Here is a 15,709-nt window from a genome sequence, read left to right as displayed (position 1 = left end):
CAGCCTAGGGATCCGTATTGGCTGAACGATCGGTCTCCGCAGCAGGCCTTTCCCGCTCAGGTGGCTCCCCGTCGGGCGGTCCCTCATCCGGAGCGTCCTGCGGCACGCTGCTGAGGATCGCGATCGCCGGTGATCCCCATGATCAGTGGGACCAGAGCGATCACGCTCTGCTGGAGCTGATCCGGCCCGATGCCCTGCTGCTGGTGGGGGATTTCAGCGACGGCAAGCCCCGCATCCCCTCCCTGCTGCGCCGCCTGGAGCTGCCGCTCGCCTGCATTCTCGGGAACCACGACAGCGGCCACGATTCCAGCGGTCGCACCCTGCAACGCCAGCTGGACCTGCTCGGTGATCTCCACTGCGGCTGGGATCTGCGGCAGCTCTCTCCCCCCGGCCTGGCGGTGGTGGGGGCACGACCCGGCAGTGCCGGCGGCGGTTTTCACCTGTCCCGCGCCGTGCGAGCTGTGTTCGGACCGGTGGAGATGCGGGAATCGGCCCGGCGCATCTGTGAGGCGGCGTTGTCCGCCGATCCCTCCCTGCCGCTGCTGGTGCTCTCCCACTGCGGTCCGAGTGGCCTGGGCAGTGAACCGGGCGATCCCTGTGGCCGCGACTGGAAGGCCTCCGCCGGCGACTGGGGCGATCAGGATCTGGCCCTGGCCCTGGAAGGGATCCGCCGTCAGCGGTCCGTTCCTCTGGTGGTGTTTGGCCACATGCACCATGCCCTCAGGCGTGGACAGGGGGAGCGGCGGAGCTTCTGCCGCGATCGCAGTGGCACCGCCTACCTCAACACCGCCTGTGTGCCCCGCCATGGAGAGGATCAGGCCGGCCGCACCCTGCGCCACTTCAGCTGGGTGGAATTCCGGGGAGTGGAGCTGGCGGCCGTGAGCCACCGCTGGTATGGCCTGGATGGCTCCCTGCATTACGAGCAGAAGCTCTGGCGGTCTGAGCCAGCCCCAGGCCCGGCTCCGCTGGCTCCCCCTGCCGCGGCATGCTCCGCAGCCGTTACCGACAGCACGGCCTGTTCCTCATGTTGATCCTGGCCTGCGTCAGTGCCCACGGTTTCGGGCATGGATCCCGAACGGCCTCCGTGCTGGCCGAACTCGTCAAGCTGCGGCCCGGCTGGCGGCTGGTGCTCAGCACGGCTCTGCCTGCCTCGTTCCTGGAGCTGGCTCTTGGGCCTGTTCCCCATGAGCAGCGGCCTTGCCGCTGGGATGTGGGGGTGATTCAGGCCGATGCCCTTGGCGCCGATCCGGCCGCCACCCTCGAGGCGCTTGAGGAGTTGGAGCGGTCCTTGCCGGATCAGCTGGAGCGGGAGGCGTCCTGGTTGGTGGAGCAGGGGGAGCCTGCCCTGGTGCTGGGCGATGTGCCGCCGGCGGCTGCCCAGTTAGCCGGCCGTACGGGACTGCCCCTGGTCTGGTTGGCCAGCTTTGGGTGGGATGCGATCTACGGGCCGATGGCCGCCGATCCCCAGCTGGAACCGGATCAGGCCAAGCGTTTCGCAGACTGGGCCGAGCACTGCCGCACCCTGTACCGCTGCGGGGATCTGCTGCTGCGCTGTCCGCTGGCCCTGCCGATGCCCTGGGATCTGCCCGAACAGGCGATCGGCCTCACCAGCAGCAGCCCCCGGCTCGATCTGGCTGATCTGGCGCAGCGGCTGCAGCTACCGCCTGATCGGCAGAGCTGTGTGCTGATCAGTTTCGGCGGCATGGGCTTCCCGCTCGATCCGGCCTTGCTGGCGCACTGGCCCGACCATGTGTTCCTTGGGCCCGATCTCGCCATGACGGCCGCACCCAATGGCCGGCTCCTGCCGCCTGGGGTGCGACCCCTCGATGCAATGCCCCTGATCGGTCGGTTGATCACCAAACCGGGGTACAGCAGTTTCTGCGAGGCCCTCAGCCAGGACGTGGGCATCCACCTGGTGCATCGCGAGGGTTTTGCCGAGGCGGCGGTGCTGGAGGCGGATCTGCAGCGGATCGGCTGGCATCGGCTGCTCAGCCAGGAGCAGCTGCGACGCGGCGACTGGCAACTGGATCAGCCCTTGCTGCCCCCAACCGGAACTCCACTCCCGACCCAAGGGGCTGCTGAGGCCGCTGCAGCAATCGTTACCCTTGCTGAGGAAAGATCAGCAGTGCCGATGTATCTGCGGCGCACAATTGGATGATCTGTACCCAAAATCCCTCGAAATCCTGTCGGGACGGTGGTTTGAATGCCGCAGTTCCATTTTTGATGCGAGTGGACACTCGTGCGACCGTCACGGTCAAGATCGCGTCGGGTGCCCTCGTTAGCCAAATTGGCCCCGCATTGAGACTCATGCTTCCAGGTTGATGTCGAAGAATTCCGCCGGCGATGGATCGGTGCTTTCTCTCCGATTCGGTCAATCATCGAGCAAGTAAGGTTCAGTTTTTTACAACTCCTTCTACATTCCTTTTGATTTCCGCGTGATGCGTCATGCGGACTGCGCCATTCCACGGCTAATGGGATTTGTTTCCTAGCCCTGCCTTGACCTGTCCTTCGCTGCATCCGTTTTGCTTCGTCGCTCCTTTTCACTGATTTCGGCCCTCTCATTGCTGGGCTCCGCCAGTGCCTCTGTCCTGGCAGCTCCGGCCGGAGCCGCCGAAGCCACTGATCCCTGGAGTTCCCTGCCGCAGGCTCCGGCCCCCCGAGTTTCCACCCGGATGGTCCAGCCTTCCACGCCACCGCCTGCTCCGGCCACCTTCGCCATCACCCCCGAGCGTCGTGCCCTGCTCAACACGATTCGCTACGCGGAGGGCACCTGGGCCAACGGTGGTGACCTCGGGTACTGGATCATGTTCGGTGGTGGCCTGATGGACAGCCTCGAACGCCACCCCAACCGAGTGGTGCGCTCGGCCCGCTATGCCAGTGCCGCAGCCGGTGCTTACCAGTTCATGCCCTTCACCTGGACGATGGCCAGTCAGGCCCTGGGCCTCGTGGGCTTCAATGCCCACGCTCAGGACCAGGCAGCCATTTTCCTTGTCCAGCGTCGCGGTGCTCTGGCCTTGGCTGATCAAGGGGAACTCACGCCCCAACTCGTGGCAAAGCTCGCTCCGGAATGGGCCTCCTTCCCTACCCTGGCGGGCTCCAGCTTCTATGGCCAACCCGTGAAGCGCTACAACGACCTGAGGCGCTTCTACGAGGAAAATCTGGCCCGGCTCCGTGGCGAGTTGCAGCGTGAATTGCAACTGGCTTCGGTTCCAGCCCGCCCAGCCTGCGATGACGACTCCCTGAAGTGCCGTCTTGAGGCCGTGGGATCGGCGCGTTGAGGTTCAGGCCTCTTCGCCCCAGTGTCGGGCGCTGAATCGACTGGTCTAGTTCCTGTCAGGACCGGCAGCACCAGACCACTGGCGTTTCCGGTCCCTTTCTTGGATCTGAGGCTGAATTCGGGTTCAGGAGTTTGAGCCTGGATCCGACCCTTCCGCTGGCAACTTGTGGCGACCGATCGTGGCGCCTGCAATCTGATAGGCAGCCAGGGCGGCGCCGAGAAAGGCCAGGGAGTTGCGGACCACCGGCAGCAGATCACTGGTACGGGTCACCACCGGTCCCAGCCCCAGGGCGCCGAACAGGATCAGCCACAGAGGGGAGAGCAGCATCACCCAGGCCCACTCCACCCGGCGCCCCTCCTTGCGGGGATAGGCCGCGATCCCCGCGATCACGCCGCCAAGGATGGAGGTGGAGAGGGTGAGCAGCCATTGCTCGCGGGGCAGGCCTGGCACCACCTGACAACCGCCCCGTTCCAGGCAGCCCTCCACTGCGGTGAGTGCAGCCACGATGGCACCGTCTTCGCCATGATCACGCACGTAGTACTGGTTGCCGTAACGCGTCTGCAGCTCCACCCAGAAGGTGCGCGGCATCAGGGCGAACAGGGCTTCTCCCACATTGAAGTTGAGCAGGTTGCCACCGCGGGGATCGGCCACCAGCAGCAGGCTGCGCTCATCCAGATCCCAGAAATCCCGCACCGCCAGCCCCGGGGTGCGTTCGTACTGGGTCAGCACCCGCAGCTTCCAGCCGCTGCTCTGCTCGAAGCCCTCGAGCTGCTGCTCGAGGCTGTTGCGCTGCTGGTCAGTGAGGGCCTTGGCCAGATCGATCACCGGGGTGGGGTGATCCGGCAGTAGCTCCGGGTTGTCGTAGGCAAAGGCCGGCGCTGCGGCCAGGCCGGCGAATCCCAGGCCCCCCAGCAGCAGCATCAGGCCCAGGGCCAACCCCGCCAGCCGCTGCCGAAAGGTTGCACGGTTCTGTTGCAGTCCAGAGCTCCTGTTCGGGCCGAGGCTGTCAGGCCTGATCTGCTTGGCCCCGATCCCCTCAGCCCCGATCGTCTCGATGCTGCCCATGCCGACTGCTTCAGTAGCTCTGCATTCTCTCCGTCCAGGCCGGCTGACGTGACCCGCCCCCCTGCTCCCCGGCCGGCCCCCGCCAGTTTCGCTCCAGAGGCCTCCACGCCGCCGGCCTGGCTGCTGGAGCGGCTGCGCAGCGCCGGTGGTTCGGTGCCCTTCCGAACCTTCATGGCCTGGGCGCTGCACGATCCCGAGCACGGGGCCTATGGCAGCGGCTATCTCCGCATCGGCCCCCGCGGTGATTTCGCCACCGCCCCCTCCCTGGGGGGCGAATTCGCGGCTCTGCTGGCTCCCCAGCTGGCCGCCTGGCTGGAGGAGCTGGCGGCCCAGGGCAGCGGGCCCCTGGCCCTGGTGGAAACGGGCCCCGGCGAAGGTCAGCTGGCCCGCCAGCTGGCCGAAGCCCTGCAGCAGCACTGGCCCCAGCTGGCGGCTCGCACCGAACTGGTGCTGGTGGAGCCCAATGCCGGCATGGCCGAACGCCAGCGGCGCCAGCTCGAGGGCCTCAGCCTGCCGCTGCGCTGGGCCAGCTTCGAGCAGCTGGCGGCGCAGCCGCTGCGGGGGGTGGTGCTGGCCCACGAGGTGCTCGATGCCCTGGCGGTGGAGCGGATCGTCTGGGACGGGGCCCTCTGGCGCCAGCAGGTGGTGGCCCTGCACGAGGGGGGCAGCGCCGGGCTCGCGCTGCGGCTGGAGCCCGGCAAACCCCTGGAACCTGAGGCCCTGGCGCAACTCGCAGCCCTGGGGCTCCCGCCCAGGGCCAGCGAGGCCGCTGCCGGCCCCGCCGTTCCGCCGCTGCCTGCGGGTTGGTGCACGGAGCTGCATCCCGAGCTGGCCCCCTGGCTGCGCAGCTGTGCCGCCGGGCTGAGTCGGGGCCGGCTGCTGGTGATCGATTACGCCCTCGAAGCCCGCCGCTACTACGCCCCCCAGCGCCAGGACGGCACCCTGATGGCCTACCGCGACCAGACGGCCAGCGCCGATCCCCTGCGGGACCCTGGCCACTGGGATCTCACCGCCCACATCTGCCTGGAGAGCCTCGAGGCGGCGGCCCTGGCGGAGGGATGGCAGCCCCTGGGACAGTGCCGCCAGGGTGAGGCGCTGCTGGCTCTGGGGCTGGCCCAACGGCTGCATGGCCTGCAGCAGGGCAGCGGCGCCGATCTGGCCGCCTTACTGGCCCGCCGCGAGGCCTTGCTGCGGCTGGTCGATCCCCATGCCCTCGGCGATTTCCGCTGGTTGGCCTTCAGCAAAGGCGAGCCAGGTTCCTTGTCCACCCCAGCCTTTCTGCGCCAGCCCTGAGCCGAAGCAGCCCTGAGCTGCCCACACCGCCCGCGGGCTGAGCCTGCGGGATCGGTGGTGAGCTCAGGCCCCCAGCCAGGTGCCCAGGCTCTGGGGCGGCAGAGCATCGCTGCTGGTGATCTCCACGATGTGGCCGATGCTGGCCGGGGTCTCGAGGGCCTCCAGGCACACCTGGGCCACCAGCCGCCGGGGAATGCTGTCGCTCTCCTGCTCGTCGGGGCCGCTGAACCGCACACCCTCGCTCTCCAGACCCTCCTCCCGCTCGCTCAGTCCCCCGGGCCGGATCACGGTCCAGTCGAGGCCGCTGCTCTCCAGCCAGGTCTCACCCAGCCGTTTCCACACCAGGATCAGACCGAACAGGTTGAGGGGGTGCAGCCAGCGACCGGCGCAGAGTGAACTCACCAGCACCACCCGTTGCACGCCGGCGTCACGGCAGGCGGCGATCTGGTGCCGGATCGCCAGGGCATCCACCTTCAAGGGGCCGAGCAGATCCACCGAGGGCCGGGCGCCGGTGGCGATCACCAGAGCATCGCAGCCGCTCAGGGCCGCCGCAAGGGCGACCTGATCGTGGAGCTGCAGTCGCACCACCTTCGCTCCCTCAAGACCAGCCGGCAACTGGGACTCGGGGCGCACGATCGCCCGCACCGCCTGGCCGCGCTTCAGGGCCTCCTGCACCACCCGCCAGCCGGTCTTGCCGGAGGCGCCGCTCACCGCCAGAGTCATGGTTCTGATCGTTTTGCCTGACCCTAAAAAGGCCAGCCCATATCCAGCTGCTTCGATCAACCGTACCGATCAGCCGATCCCGATCCAGGGGGCCTGATCAGGCAGCACTGCGCAAGCTGAGTTGATCAAACGGCACTGATCAGCTCCGGGGAATCCACCCGATCCGGCGCTGTGATCCGATCCAGGGCCGCCAGGATCGTGGCGGTGTCCACGTCGTCGCGGATCTCCACCGTGCCGATCGCCGTGGGCAGCACGAAGCGCACCCTGCCCTGCTTCACCTTCTTGTCGCCCTGCAGGCAGGCGAGCACCGCCTGCGGCTCCAGCGGCGGCCAGGCCAGGGGAAGCTGGGCGGCGGCGATCAGGCGGCGCTGCCGCTCCTGGTCGTCTTGGCTCCACAGACCCCGTTCCACGGCAATGGCGCCGGCGGCCAGCATCCCCAGCCCCACCGCCTCGCCGTGCAGGTAGGTGCCGTAGCCGCTGAGGGTCTCCACCACATGGCCGAGGGTGTGGCCGTAGTTGAGGATCGCCCGCAGGCCCCCTTCCCGTTCGTCGGCGGCCACCACGCGCGCTTTGGCGGCGGCGGAGCGCAGCAGCAGCGTGTCGAGCAGGGCCGGACCCACCGCCTCGCGGCTGGCCAGACCGGCGTGTGCAATACCGACTGGGGAGGTGGCGGCGGCTTCCAGGGCCCCGAACAACTCGGGATCGCCGATCACGCCGTACTTGATCACCTCGGCCATGCCCGCCCGGAACTCCCGCTCGGGCAGGGTGGCCAGGGTGAGCGGATCGATCAGCACCAGCTTCGGCTGGTGGAAGGCGCCGATCAGGTTCTTACCGCCGGCGTGGTTCACGCCGGTCTTGCCGCCGATCGCCGCATCCACCATCGCCAGCAGGGTGGTGGGCACCTGCACCACGGCGATGCCCCGCAGCCAGGTGGCGGCGGCGAAGCCGGCCATGTCGCCCACCACGCCGCCACCGAGGGCCACGATCAGCGAGCCGCGCTCCAGCTTGCGGGCGAAGGCGGCGTCGTGGATCAGGGCCACGGTGGCTGGAGTCTTCTGGTCTTCGCCGGCTTCGATCACCAGGGTGCTGGCCTCGAAGCCGGCGGCCGACAGGCTCGCCAGGGTGGTGGCGCCGTAGTGCTCCTGCACCACCGGATTGGTCACCACCAGCACCTTGGTGCCGGCCCTGACCCCACGGTCACGGATCTGCTCCCCCAGACGCTCCAGGGCGCCTGCGCCGATCACCACCGGATAGCCGTTCTGCTCCAGGGCCACCTCGATCGTGCGCAGGGGCTGGAGGGCGGTGCTCATCGCTGTGGCGCGGCTGATAGGCCCTGAGGCTACGGCGACGGACTGGCGCTGGAGGCGAGCAGCTCCAGCAGGTCGGTGCCGTAACGCTCCAGCTTGGCGGCGCCGATGCCGCCGACGCTGCCCAGTTCCGCCAGGGTGCTGGGCCGGCGGGCGGCGAGCTCCAGCAGGGTGCGGTCGTGGAACACCACGTAGGGGGGCACTCCCTGCTGGCGGGCCTGGTCGGTGCGCCAGCTCTTCAGGGCCGCCGTCAGTTGCGGATCGGCCTCGCCCCAGTCCGTGGAAGCGGCCGCCGCCGCCGAGCTGCTGCGACCGCTGCTGCGCCGCCGCTCCCTGCGCGGCGGCGGCAGGGGCAACTCCAGCGGCGTCTCACCGCGCAGGACCGGCCGCACGGCGGCCTCGGCTCCCCAGCGCAGGCCGCCATGGCCCTCCGGCACCGGCTCCAGCAGGCCCAGGGCGCAGAGCTGGCGGATGAGGGCCCGCCACTGCTCCTTGTCGAGCTCCGTGCCGATGCCGTACACGCTCAGGGCGTCGTGGCCGAGGCTGCGGATCCGTTCGGTGCTGGCTCCAAGCAGCACATCGACCAGATGGGCAGCGCCGAAACGGTGGCCGGTGCGGTGCACCGCCGAGAGCAGTTTCTGGGCCGCCACCGTCACGTCATGGCGGCTCTGGGGTTCGAGGCAGGCGTCGCAATTGCCGCAGGGCTGATCCAGCGCTTCGCCGAAGTGGCGCAGCAGCACCTGGCGGCGGCAGCTGGCGGCCTCGGTGAAGCCGATCAGGGCGTCGAGCTTGCCGTGCTCGATCCGCTTCTGGGCCAAGGGGGCCTCGGAGTCGTCGATGAAGCGGCGCAGCTGGGGTACATCGCCCGGGCCGTGGATCATCCAGGCCACCGCCGGCAGGCCGTCGCGGCCGGCCCGGCCCGTCTCCTGGTAGTACGCCTCCAGGCTCTTGGGCAGGTCCACGTGGGCCACGAAGCGCACATCCGGTTTGTCGATGCCCATGCCGAAGGCAATCGTGGCCACCACCACCACACCGCTGCCGCGGCGGAAACGATCCAGGGCCCTGCTGCGCTCTGCGGCCTCCATGCCGGCGTGATAGCCCACGGCGTTGTAGCCGGCCCCCTGCAGCGCCGCCGCCAGCTGGTCCACCCGGCTGCGCGAGCGGGCGTAGACGATGCCGGAATCGCCGCGGTGCTCCTCCAGAAACCGCAGCAGCTGGGCCTTCGGCTCCTCCTTGCCCCGCAGCAGATAGCGGATGTTGGGCCGGTCGAAGCTGGCCAGGAACACCCGACCCTGCTGCAGGCCCAGCCGGTCGACGATCTCGTCACGGGTGCGGGGATCGGCTGTGGCTGTGAGGGCCAGCCTGGGCACCTGCGGGAAGCGGTCCGCCAGGATTCCCAGCTGGATGTACTCGGGCCGGAAGTCGTGTCCCCACTGGGAGACGCAGTGGGCTTCATCGATGGCGAACAGGGCCAGTTGCCGTTCCGCCAGCCGCTCCAGCAGGTCGCCGGCCAGCAGTCGCTCCGGCGAGACGTACAGCAGATCCAACGCCCCCTCGTTCAGCTGGCGCCAGAGGGAGGCACTCTCCTGCGGATCGAGGGCGGAGTGGAGCGCCGCCGCCGCCACACCGGCCTGACGCAGCGCCTCCACCTGGTCCTGCATCAGGGCGATCAGGGGTGAGACCACCACCGCCAGCCCGGGCCGGCACAGGGCCGGAATCTGGAAGCAGAGCGACTTGCCACCGCCGGTCGGCATCAGCACCAGGGCCGAGCCGCCGTCGATCACGTGGCGCACGATCGACTCCTGGGGCCCGCGGAAGCTGGCATAGCCGAACACCTGCCGCAGCACCTGCAGCGGATCGTTGATAGCACCCTCCACCCTGTCGTTGCCCTGCGACACGCTTGTGGTCAGTCCGTTGCTCTCTTCCACAATGGCGCCATGACACGGTCTTCCTCCCAGGATTCCCCAAGGCCGCCGGCCGCCGCCGCTCCGGGGACCGGTGCCCGCAGCGCCTGGACCTTCCTGGCGCCGGCGCTGCTGCTGCTGGCGTTGTCGGTGCTGATCCCAGCGGCGATGGCACTGCTGATGAGCTTCACCCAGTCGGGGCTGGACGTGAACGAGCCGCTGCGGTTCATCGGCCTGGCCAACCTGCGCCGCCTGCTCGCCGATCCGATGTTCTTCCGGGTGAGCGGCACCACCTTCCTCTATCTGGTGGGGGTAGTGCCTCCGATCGTGCTCGGTGCCCTCGCCCTGGCCGTGCTGGTCAACCAGTCCTTGCCCGGCATCCACTGGTTTCGCGCCGCCTTCTACACACCGGTGCTGGTGTCGATCGTGGTGGCGGCGATCGCCTTCCGCTGGCTCTATGCCGAGAACGGCCTGATCAATGGCTGGCTGGTGGCCCTGCTGGGGGAGCGCTTCTCGCCGATCGCCTTTCTGTCGTCGCCCGCGCTGGCCCTGCCCTCGGTGATGCTCGTGACCCTCTGGAAGGGCCTCGGTTACTACATGGTGATCTTTCTGGCCGGTCTGCAGGGCATCCCCACCGACCTCTACGAGGCCGCCGAACTCGATGGCAGCAGCGGCTGGCGCAAGCATCTCGACATCACCCTGCCGCTGCTGCGCCCCTACCTCACCCTCGTGGCGGTGATTTCGGCGATCGCCGCCACCAAGGTGTTCGAGGAGGTGTATCTGATGACCCAGGGAGGTCCGGCCGATTCCACCCGAACCCTGGTGTATTACGTCTACGACCAGGCCTTCGCCGAGCTGGAGATCAGCTACGCCTGCACGGTGGGTCTGGCCCTCTTCCTGGCGGTGCTGCTGCTCAGCCTGCTGCGCTACCTGTTCGCCGGCGATCGGGGGTTCACCTGAGCGGAGTGGCAGGATCGTCGATTGGCCCGATCCCGCCGCCCTGATCCGGCAGCCCCGATCCCACCGAGGTGCGATGACCCCACTGGACGACTCCAAAGCTGCCGCGATCGGCGTGGTGGGCGGTGGCCAGTTGGCCCGGATGCTGGCCCAGGCTGCGGCGGAGCTGGGGGTGCCCCTGCATGTGCAGACCCCCTCGGCCAGCGATCCGGCTGCACCCCTGGCCGCAGAACTGGTGCTGGCCGATCTCAGCGATGCGGCCGCCACCCGGCGCCTGGCAGAGGATTGCGCCGCGATCAGCTTTGAGAACGAGTGGCTCGACCTCGAGGCCCTCGCACCCCTGGCGGCCGAAGGAATCCGCTTCATTCCCAGCCTGGAGGCCCTGCAGCCCCTGATCAGCAAGCGCAGCCAGCGGGAGCTTCAGCAGCGGCTTCAGTTGCCGTCCCCCCGCTGGTTTTCGATGGATCTGGCCTTGCCGCCGCTCTTGCCAGTGCCGGCTGCCGCGGTTGCAGGCCCCGCCGGCGTGCCGGCCGGCTCTGCTGATGCCGCTCTGCCCTCAGCCGACACCGATGGCATCGGGTCCGCGACGAGCGATCGCCGTGCTCCCAGGCTGCCGCAGGGGTTCAGCTACCCCCTGATGGCCAAGGCGGCTCGCGGCGGCTACGACGGCAAGGGCACCGCCCTGCTCCAGGGTCCTGAAGATCTTGAGGAGCTGCTGGAGCGTGTCGATCCGGCCACCTGGATCGTGGAGGAGTTCGTCGCCTTTGAACAGGAGCTCTCGGTGGTGGCCTGCCGCGACCGGCATGGCCGGGTGCTTTGCTACCCGGTGGTGCAGACCCACCAGCATCAGCAGGTGTGCGACTGGGTGCTCGCCCCAGCGGCCGTACCCCATGCGGTGCAGGCCTACGCCCGCAATGTGGCCTCCTCCCTGCTCACGGCCCTGGACTACGTGGGGGTGCTCTCGATCGAGTTCTTCTACGGACCCGCCGGGTTGTTGATCAATGAGATCGCGCCCCGGACCCACAATTCCGGCCACTACACGATCGAGGCGGCACGCACCAGCCAGTTCGCCCAGCAGGTGCGCATCGTGGCCGACCTGCCGATCGCCTCCCCCGACCTGACGGTGCCCGGTGCCCTGATGGTGAACCTGCTCGGATTCGAGCAGGGCAACGCCGACTACGGTCCCCAGCGCGCTGCCCTGGCCCAGCTGCCTGCAGCCCATGTGCATTGGTATGACAAGACCGGCAGCAGCCTGGGGCGCAAGCTGGGTCACGTCACCCTGTTGCTGAAGGGAGCCAGCCATGAGGCCCGGGCCACCGAGGCCGAGCGGCGCCTGGCCGAGGTGCGCACGATCTGGCCCCTGCCTGCGGCGCAGCCGGATGGGCTGGAGGACGCTCGAAGGGCACCGATTTCCGCTTAAGGTGGGTTTGGGCTGCTGTGTTGGTGACTGCCTTTCACAGTTTTCTGATCTGACTCCCTTTCGATATGGGGGGTCTGCAGCGACGGCAACGTAAACCGGTCTCGAGCCGGAAACGAAGCCCCGCCTTTGACCCCCCTCCTGGTTCTTCCAGGTCGAACACTGGGGCAAGACGGCATGGCGGTCCACCCCTTTCTACGACATGAGTCTCGGGCTGTCAGACCTGAGATGTCAGAACCACTTGTCAGAGCCAAGAGGGCGTGTGATTGCGCCTCCGGTTGAGTTGCGGACTTGCTGGCCTGAAGGGCTCAGTTCATAGGCTGCGGTCCTGGCATGGGAGTTCCCCACGTGTTTGCGGATGGTGCAGCGGCACATCCAGGTAGGGCATGGGGGGGGGCTTGGGCCACTTGATGCATCGCTAAAGCCGCCAGAAAAATCTGCGACGAAATGTAAAGCCAGTTGTGACGGTTATTGAACTGTCTGAAGCTCCACGCCAGTCTGAGTTCCGAAAGATTGAGCCTCAGGCGGTGAGGGGGAAGCTCTTACAGAGTCGCTTCGAAAATGCCCATCACTGTTCAAGGGAGGAGCCTCTGGCGAAGCAGGAGAACTTTCATCAAGACCTTTCGGCGTCAAACGTTCTTCTGGCAAGTACGAAGTCATTAAGGGCACCTCGAAAAATCCCAATTCCTCGTGGATGAGCCGAGTGAGACTCATTCCCCAGCCTGAGTCATCCCGGCCTGGAAGTCCCGGAAAGGACGACTTTTCGAGGTGCCCTTATGTTGATCGCTAAGCGATCAAGGGAAGCACAGCGACCCTCCTGTTGAGGTGGGTGCCTTTTATTGGACAGTTCCGGCCCCTGACATCGTTAACCCAGGACGGGTGGAACATGGTTCGGCCTCAGTGTAGACCGCGTGGGGAGTTTTGCCTCCAAGGGAACTGTGAGGTCTTACATGGCAATACCGCCACAGGAAGCGGGCCAGGCTGATTTCAGCGTCCCAGCCATCGCTGTATGCCCGTAGGTAGACCTCCTCGTACTTGACAGTCCTCCACAGCCGTTCAACAAGGATGTTGTCGTAGCACCGCTTTCTGCCGGACCAGCTGATCTGGATCCGCTCCCCTTTGAGTCTGGCCACAAAGTCAGCGGACGTGAACTGACAGCCTTGATCGGAGTGGAAGATCTCTGGCCTACGGCCGCCTCCCAAGGCCATCTCCAGGGCCTCCAGACAGAACTTCGTGTCAAGGCTGTTGGAGAGCCTCCAGCTGAGCACATGCCTGGAATGGAGATCCATGATCGCCACCAGATAGAGGAACCCTTTCTGCAGAGGGATGTAGGTGATGTCGGTCGCCCAGACCTGATCCACCGACGTGACCTGCGTGAGGTCCACCAGGCAGGGGAACCGCACGGACGGATCACCTGGAACCGTCGTCCGGGGCTTCTGGTAGATCGCCCGTAATCCCATGCGCCGCATGAGGTTTCGCACTCGATCTCGGCTGATCGGGATACCATCTTGGGCCAGATAGTCCACCATCCGGCGGCTGCCGCTGCAGGGATCCTCCAGGTAGAGAGCATCGATCCTGGCCATGATCCGCAGCGTCGATACACGGACCGGTGTCGGCCGGTAGTACAGCGTGGATCGAGGCAGCCCCAGCAGCGCACACTGCCTGCTGATGCTGAGCTCGGGGTGGTCGTGATCGACCAGCTTGCGCAGTTCACGGGCATCAGAGCAGTTGAGACTTTTTTTTGAGCCACTCCAGCTCCATCTGCAGCCGTCCGATCTGCTGGAACAGCTCCGCCTCCTTGGCCTGCCCCTCCTCCTTGTCCTTGGTCTTCTTGCCTCGGGTGAAGAGCTCGCTGGCACCGTCCAGGAGCTGCCGCTTCCACTGGCTCACCTGGATCGGGTGGATGGCGTGGTCGGCGGCGATCTCCTGGATCGTCTTGCGGCCACTGATCGCCTCCATGGCGACCCTGGCCTTGAACTCGGGGCTGTGGGTGCGGCGCTTGCTCATCGGTGGGAGCCCCTTTCAGGGGCGGTACCCCGCCTCAGAGGTTAACGATGGGGCCTGTCCAGAAAAGCCAGACCACCTCAATCACCCGCTTGGTGGGGGCTGTGCTGCTGGAGCAGGACGAGCACTGGCAGCTGGAGGGCCGGCGCATGTTCTCCGCCGAGAGCATGGCCGCCATCCCCTCACTGGCGGAGCTGCCCACGCAGCCTTCCTTGCAAGAAGCAGCGGCCTGAGCCTCAGGCCCCAGGAGATCGCGCCGTAGCGCCCCCACAGGGCGCAGCGGCGGCGATCACCGCCCGGGGGCCGGCACCGCAGACGTCACGACCAAGATTGCAGGTGTAGCCCACAACCGATCGGCAATCCAGACGAAAGACTTGACAAGTCAATCGTCTGGATTCATCGTGAAATAACGAGGTGCACATGCGCCTCGAGAATGACAGCCCGTCATTCACCCCTGTTCTCCCTCAGTCCAGGGCAATCGGGCCTCGGGATTTACACCACACCACGCCAAGGGACGCGGCCCGCCAGGCTGTTGCCCCCGCCGAATCAGAAGGGCCGCTCGATCAGGCGGCCCTCAAGCCCCATCCACGGCGCCGCTATGGCCCCGAGGCGGCAGCGGCGCTCGTGCCGTTGTGGGAGGCCAGTGATCGGTTGTGCGGTAAGCGCCTGGCGGCCCTGCTACCGCTGCTGGTGGAGTCGCTGGAGCAACACGGCCACCTGAACCTGGAGCCTGCGGTGCGTGAGCAGGTGCTGGCGATGAGTAGCGCCACGATCGATCGGCTACTGGCACCGATCCGCAAGACCAGCGCTGCCAACAACTGGCGGCGGCCGCCGCGGGCCTACAGCGCCGTGCGGCGGCGGGTGCCGGTGCGCACGTTCAAGGGCTGGAGCAATCACAGGGAGCCTGGCTGGCTGGAAATCGATCTGGTGGCCCATTGCGGCGGCCGCATGCAGGGCCCCTTTCTTTGGACTCTGATGGCCACGGATATCGCCACGGGCTGGAGCGAAAGCCTGCCGATCCTGGTGCGCGATGGCGCGGTGGTGCTCACGGCCCTGCAGCTGATCCGCCGGCAACTGCCGTTTCCACTACGTGGGATCGATGCCGACAACGACCCGGTGTTCATGAACAGCCTGATGGAGGCCTGGTGTGACCGGCCGGGCCACCAGATCGTGCTCACCCGATCGCGGGCGTACCAGAGCAATGACCAGGCCTGGGTGGAGCAGAAGAACGGGATGCTGGTGCGCCGGGTGGTGGGCTACCAGCGGCTGGAGGGTTTGGAGGCGGCCCAGGTGCTGGGCGAGCTGTACGGCGCGCTGCGGCTGTTCACCAACCTGTTCCAGCCATCGTTCAAGCTCAAAAGCAGTGAGCGCGACGGCGGCCGGATCAAGCGGCAGCACCACCCACCGCGAACGCCCCTGCAGCGGTTGCTGGCCAGTGGCGTGCTGAGCGAGGAGACGGCCGAACCCTGGCGGGAGCTACGGCGCCGCAGTGACCCGGTGGCCTTGCTCGCCACGATTCGCCGCTGCCAGGGCCAGTTGGCGGTGCTGGGCAGCGCTGAGGAGGGCTCTGCCTTGCAAGCCAGCCGAACGGAGAGGGATCTGGCTGCGGAGAACCGATCGCTGGAGGTGTTCCTGGGCGGCCTGCAGGACCTCTGGCAGAACAACCAGCCGGGACCTATCAGGGAAGTTGTCCGCTCGGGGTGCTGAGCTGAGCACCGAACTTGAGTGTACTGCGGGTTGAGGTTCAGGGTCGCCGTGGCC

At 67.3% G+C, this 15,709-nt stretch carries 13 protein-coding genes, 1 other RNA gene and 1 pseudogene; 9 read left to right on the top strand and 6 right to left on the bottom strand.

Translation table 11 applies throughout. The features are described from left to right. The first annotated feature begins 110 nt into the window (after positions 1 to 110). From H8F24_RS16850 to H8F24_RS16840, 3 genes are all read left to right on the top strand, one after another. Positions 111 to 1,031 carry a TIGR04168 family protein gene (locus tag H8F24_RS16850; protein WP_197159304.1) on the top strand — a complete coding sequence of 307 codons (921 nt, stop codon included), beginning with the start codon at positions 111 to 113 and terminating at the stop codon, positions 1,029 to 1,031. Continuing rightward, positions 986 to 2,158 (top strand): hypothetical protein, encoded by a 1,173-nt coding sequence (locus tag H8F24_RS16845; RefSeq protein WP_370594769.1) that lies wholly within the window; start codon positions 986 to 988, stop codon positions 2,156 to 2,158. The genes H8F24_RS16850 and H8F24_RS16845 overlap by 46 nt, the downstream gene beginning before the upstream one ends. Before the next feature lie 514 nt (positions 2,159 to 2,672). Beyond that, a complete protein-coding gene (locus H8F24_RS16840; RefSeq protein WP_370594768.1) occupies positions 2,673 to 3,278 on the top strand; it encodes an endolysin in 606 nt (201 codons plus the stop codon). 123 nt (positions 3,279 to 3,401) lie between these two features. Here the strand turns inward: H8F24_RS16840 and H8F24_RS16835 are convergent, their stop codons facing one another. Beyond that, positions 3,402 to 4,199 carry a TPM domain-containing protein gene (locus H8F24_RS16835; protein WP_197172511.1) on the bottom strand — a complete coding sequence of 266 codons (798 nt, stop codon included), beginning with the start codon at positions 4,197 to 4,199 and terminating at the stop codon, positions 3,402 to 3,404. 192 nt (positions 4,200 to 4,391) lie between these two features. Here H8F24_RS16835 and H8F24_RS16830 point away from each other — a divergent pair, with 192 nt between their 5' ends. After that, complete coding sequence (locus tag H8F24_RS16830; RefSeq protein WP_370594767.1) at positions 4,392 to 5,636, top strand: class I SAM-dependent methyltransferase; 1,245 nt, start codon at positions 4,392 to 4,394, stop codon at positions 5,634 to 5,636. Between the two features lie 63 nt (positions 5,637 to 5,699). On the opposite strand, the gene H8F24_RS16825 is transcribed toward H8F24_RS16830, so the two are convergent. The 3 genes from H8F24_RS16825 to recQ form a co-directional block, all read right to left on the bottom strand. Then, positions 5,700 to 6,359, bottom strand: coding sequence for an SDR family oxidoreductase (locus H8F24_RS16825; RefSeq protein ID WP_197170301.1), 660 nt, complete (start codon positions 6,357 to 6,359; stop codon positions 5,700 to 5,702). Between the two features lie 125 nt (positions 6,360 to 6,484). Then, a complete protein-coding gene (gene aroB, locus H8F24_RS16820; protein ID WP_197170300.1) occupies positions 6,485 to 7,669 on the bottom strand; it encodes a 3-dehydroquinate synthase in 1,185 nt (394 codons plus the stop codon). A gap of 29 nt (positions 7,670 to 7,698) precedes the next feature. Further along, positions 7,699 to 9,543, bottom strand: coding sequence for a DNA helicase RecQ (recQ, locus tag H8F24_RS16815; RefSeq protein WP_197170299.1), 1,845 nt, complete (start codon positions 9,541 to 9,543; stop codon positions 7,699 to 7,701). A gap of 60 nt (positions 9,544 to 9,603) precedes the next feature. On the opposite strand from recQ, the gene H8F24_RS16810 reads away from it, so the two are divergent. From H8F24_RS16810 to ssrS, 3 genes are all read left to right on the top strand, one after another. Beyond that, complete coding sequence (locus H8F24_RS16810; protein WP_197170298.1) at positions 9,604 to 10,530, top strand: carbohydrate ABC transporter permease; 927 nt, start codon at positions 9,604 to 9,606, stop codon at positions 10,528 to 10,530. Positions 10,531 to 10,603: 73 nt separating this feature from the next. Continuing rightward, entirely contained in the window at positions 10,604 to 11,947 is a 1,344-nt protein-coding gene (locus H8F24_RS16805; RefSeq protein ID WP_197170297.1) for a 5-(carboxyamino)imidazole ribonucleotide synthase, read from the top strand. Between the two features lie 6 nt (positions 11,948 to 11,953). After that, positions 11,954 to 12,135: non-coding RNA, 6S RNA (gene ssrS, locus H8F24_RS16800), on the top strand. Between the two features lie 645 nt (positions 12,136 to 12,780). On the opposite strand, the gene H8F24_RS16795 is transcribed toward ssrS, so the two are convergent. After that, the gene (locus H8F24_RS16795) at positions 12,781 to 13,614 is read right to left on the bottom strand and encodes an IS3 family transposase (RefSeq protein WP_231598221.1); all 834 of its coding nucleotides are present in this window, start codon (positions 13,612 to 13,614) and stop codon (positions 12,781 to 12,783) included. A gap of 49 nt (positions 13,615 to 13,663) precedes the next feature. Continuing rightward, positions 13,664 to 13,951: a transposase gene (locus H8F24_RS19745; RefSeq protein WP_231597691.1), complete on the bottom strand. Its 288-nt coding sequence runs from the start codon at positions 13,949 to 13,951 to the stop codon at positions 13,664 to 13,666. Positions 13,952 to 14,028: 77 nt separating this feature from the next. On the opposite strand from H8F24_RS19745, the pseudogene H8F24_RS16790 reads away from it, so the two are divergent. Both H8F24_RS16790 and H8F24_RS16785 read left to right on the top strand, forming a co-directional pair. Then, positions 14,029 to 14,181 (top strand): annotated as a pseudogene (locus tag H8F24_RS16790) (IS256 family transposase); the annotation flags it as partial. 187 nt (positions 14,182 to 14,368) lie between these two features. Beyond that, positions 14,369 to 15,655: a transposase gene (locus H8F24_RS16785; protein WP_197170295.1), complete on the top strand. Its 1,287-nt coding sequence runs from the start codon at positions 14,369 to 14,371 to the stop codon at positions 15,653 to 15,655. The last annotated feature ends 54 nt before the right edge of the window (positions 15,656 to 15,709 follow it).

Origin of the sequence: Synechococcus sp. CBW1002, from assembly GCF_015840915.1 — a bacterium.
Lineage (GTDB): Bacteria > Cyanobacteriota > Cyanobacteriia > PCC-6307 > Cyanobiaceae > CBW1002.
Note: the sequence above shows the minus strand (reverse complement) of the source record. Positions and strands in the feature narration are given on the sequence as shown.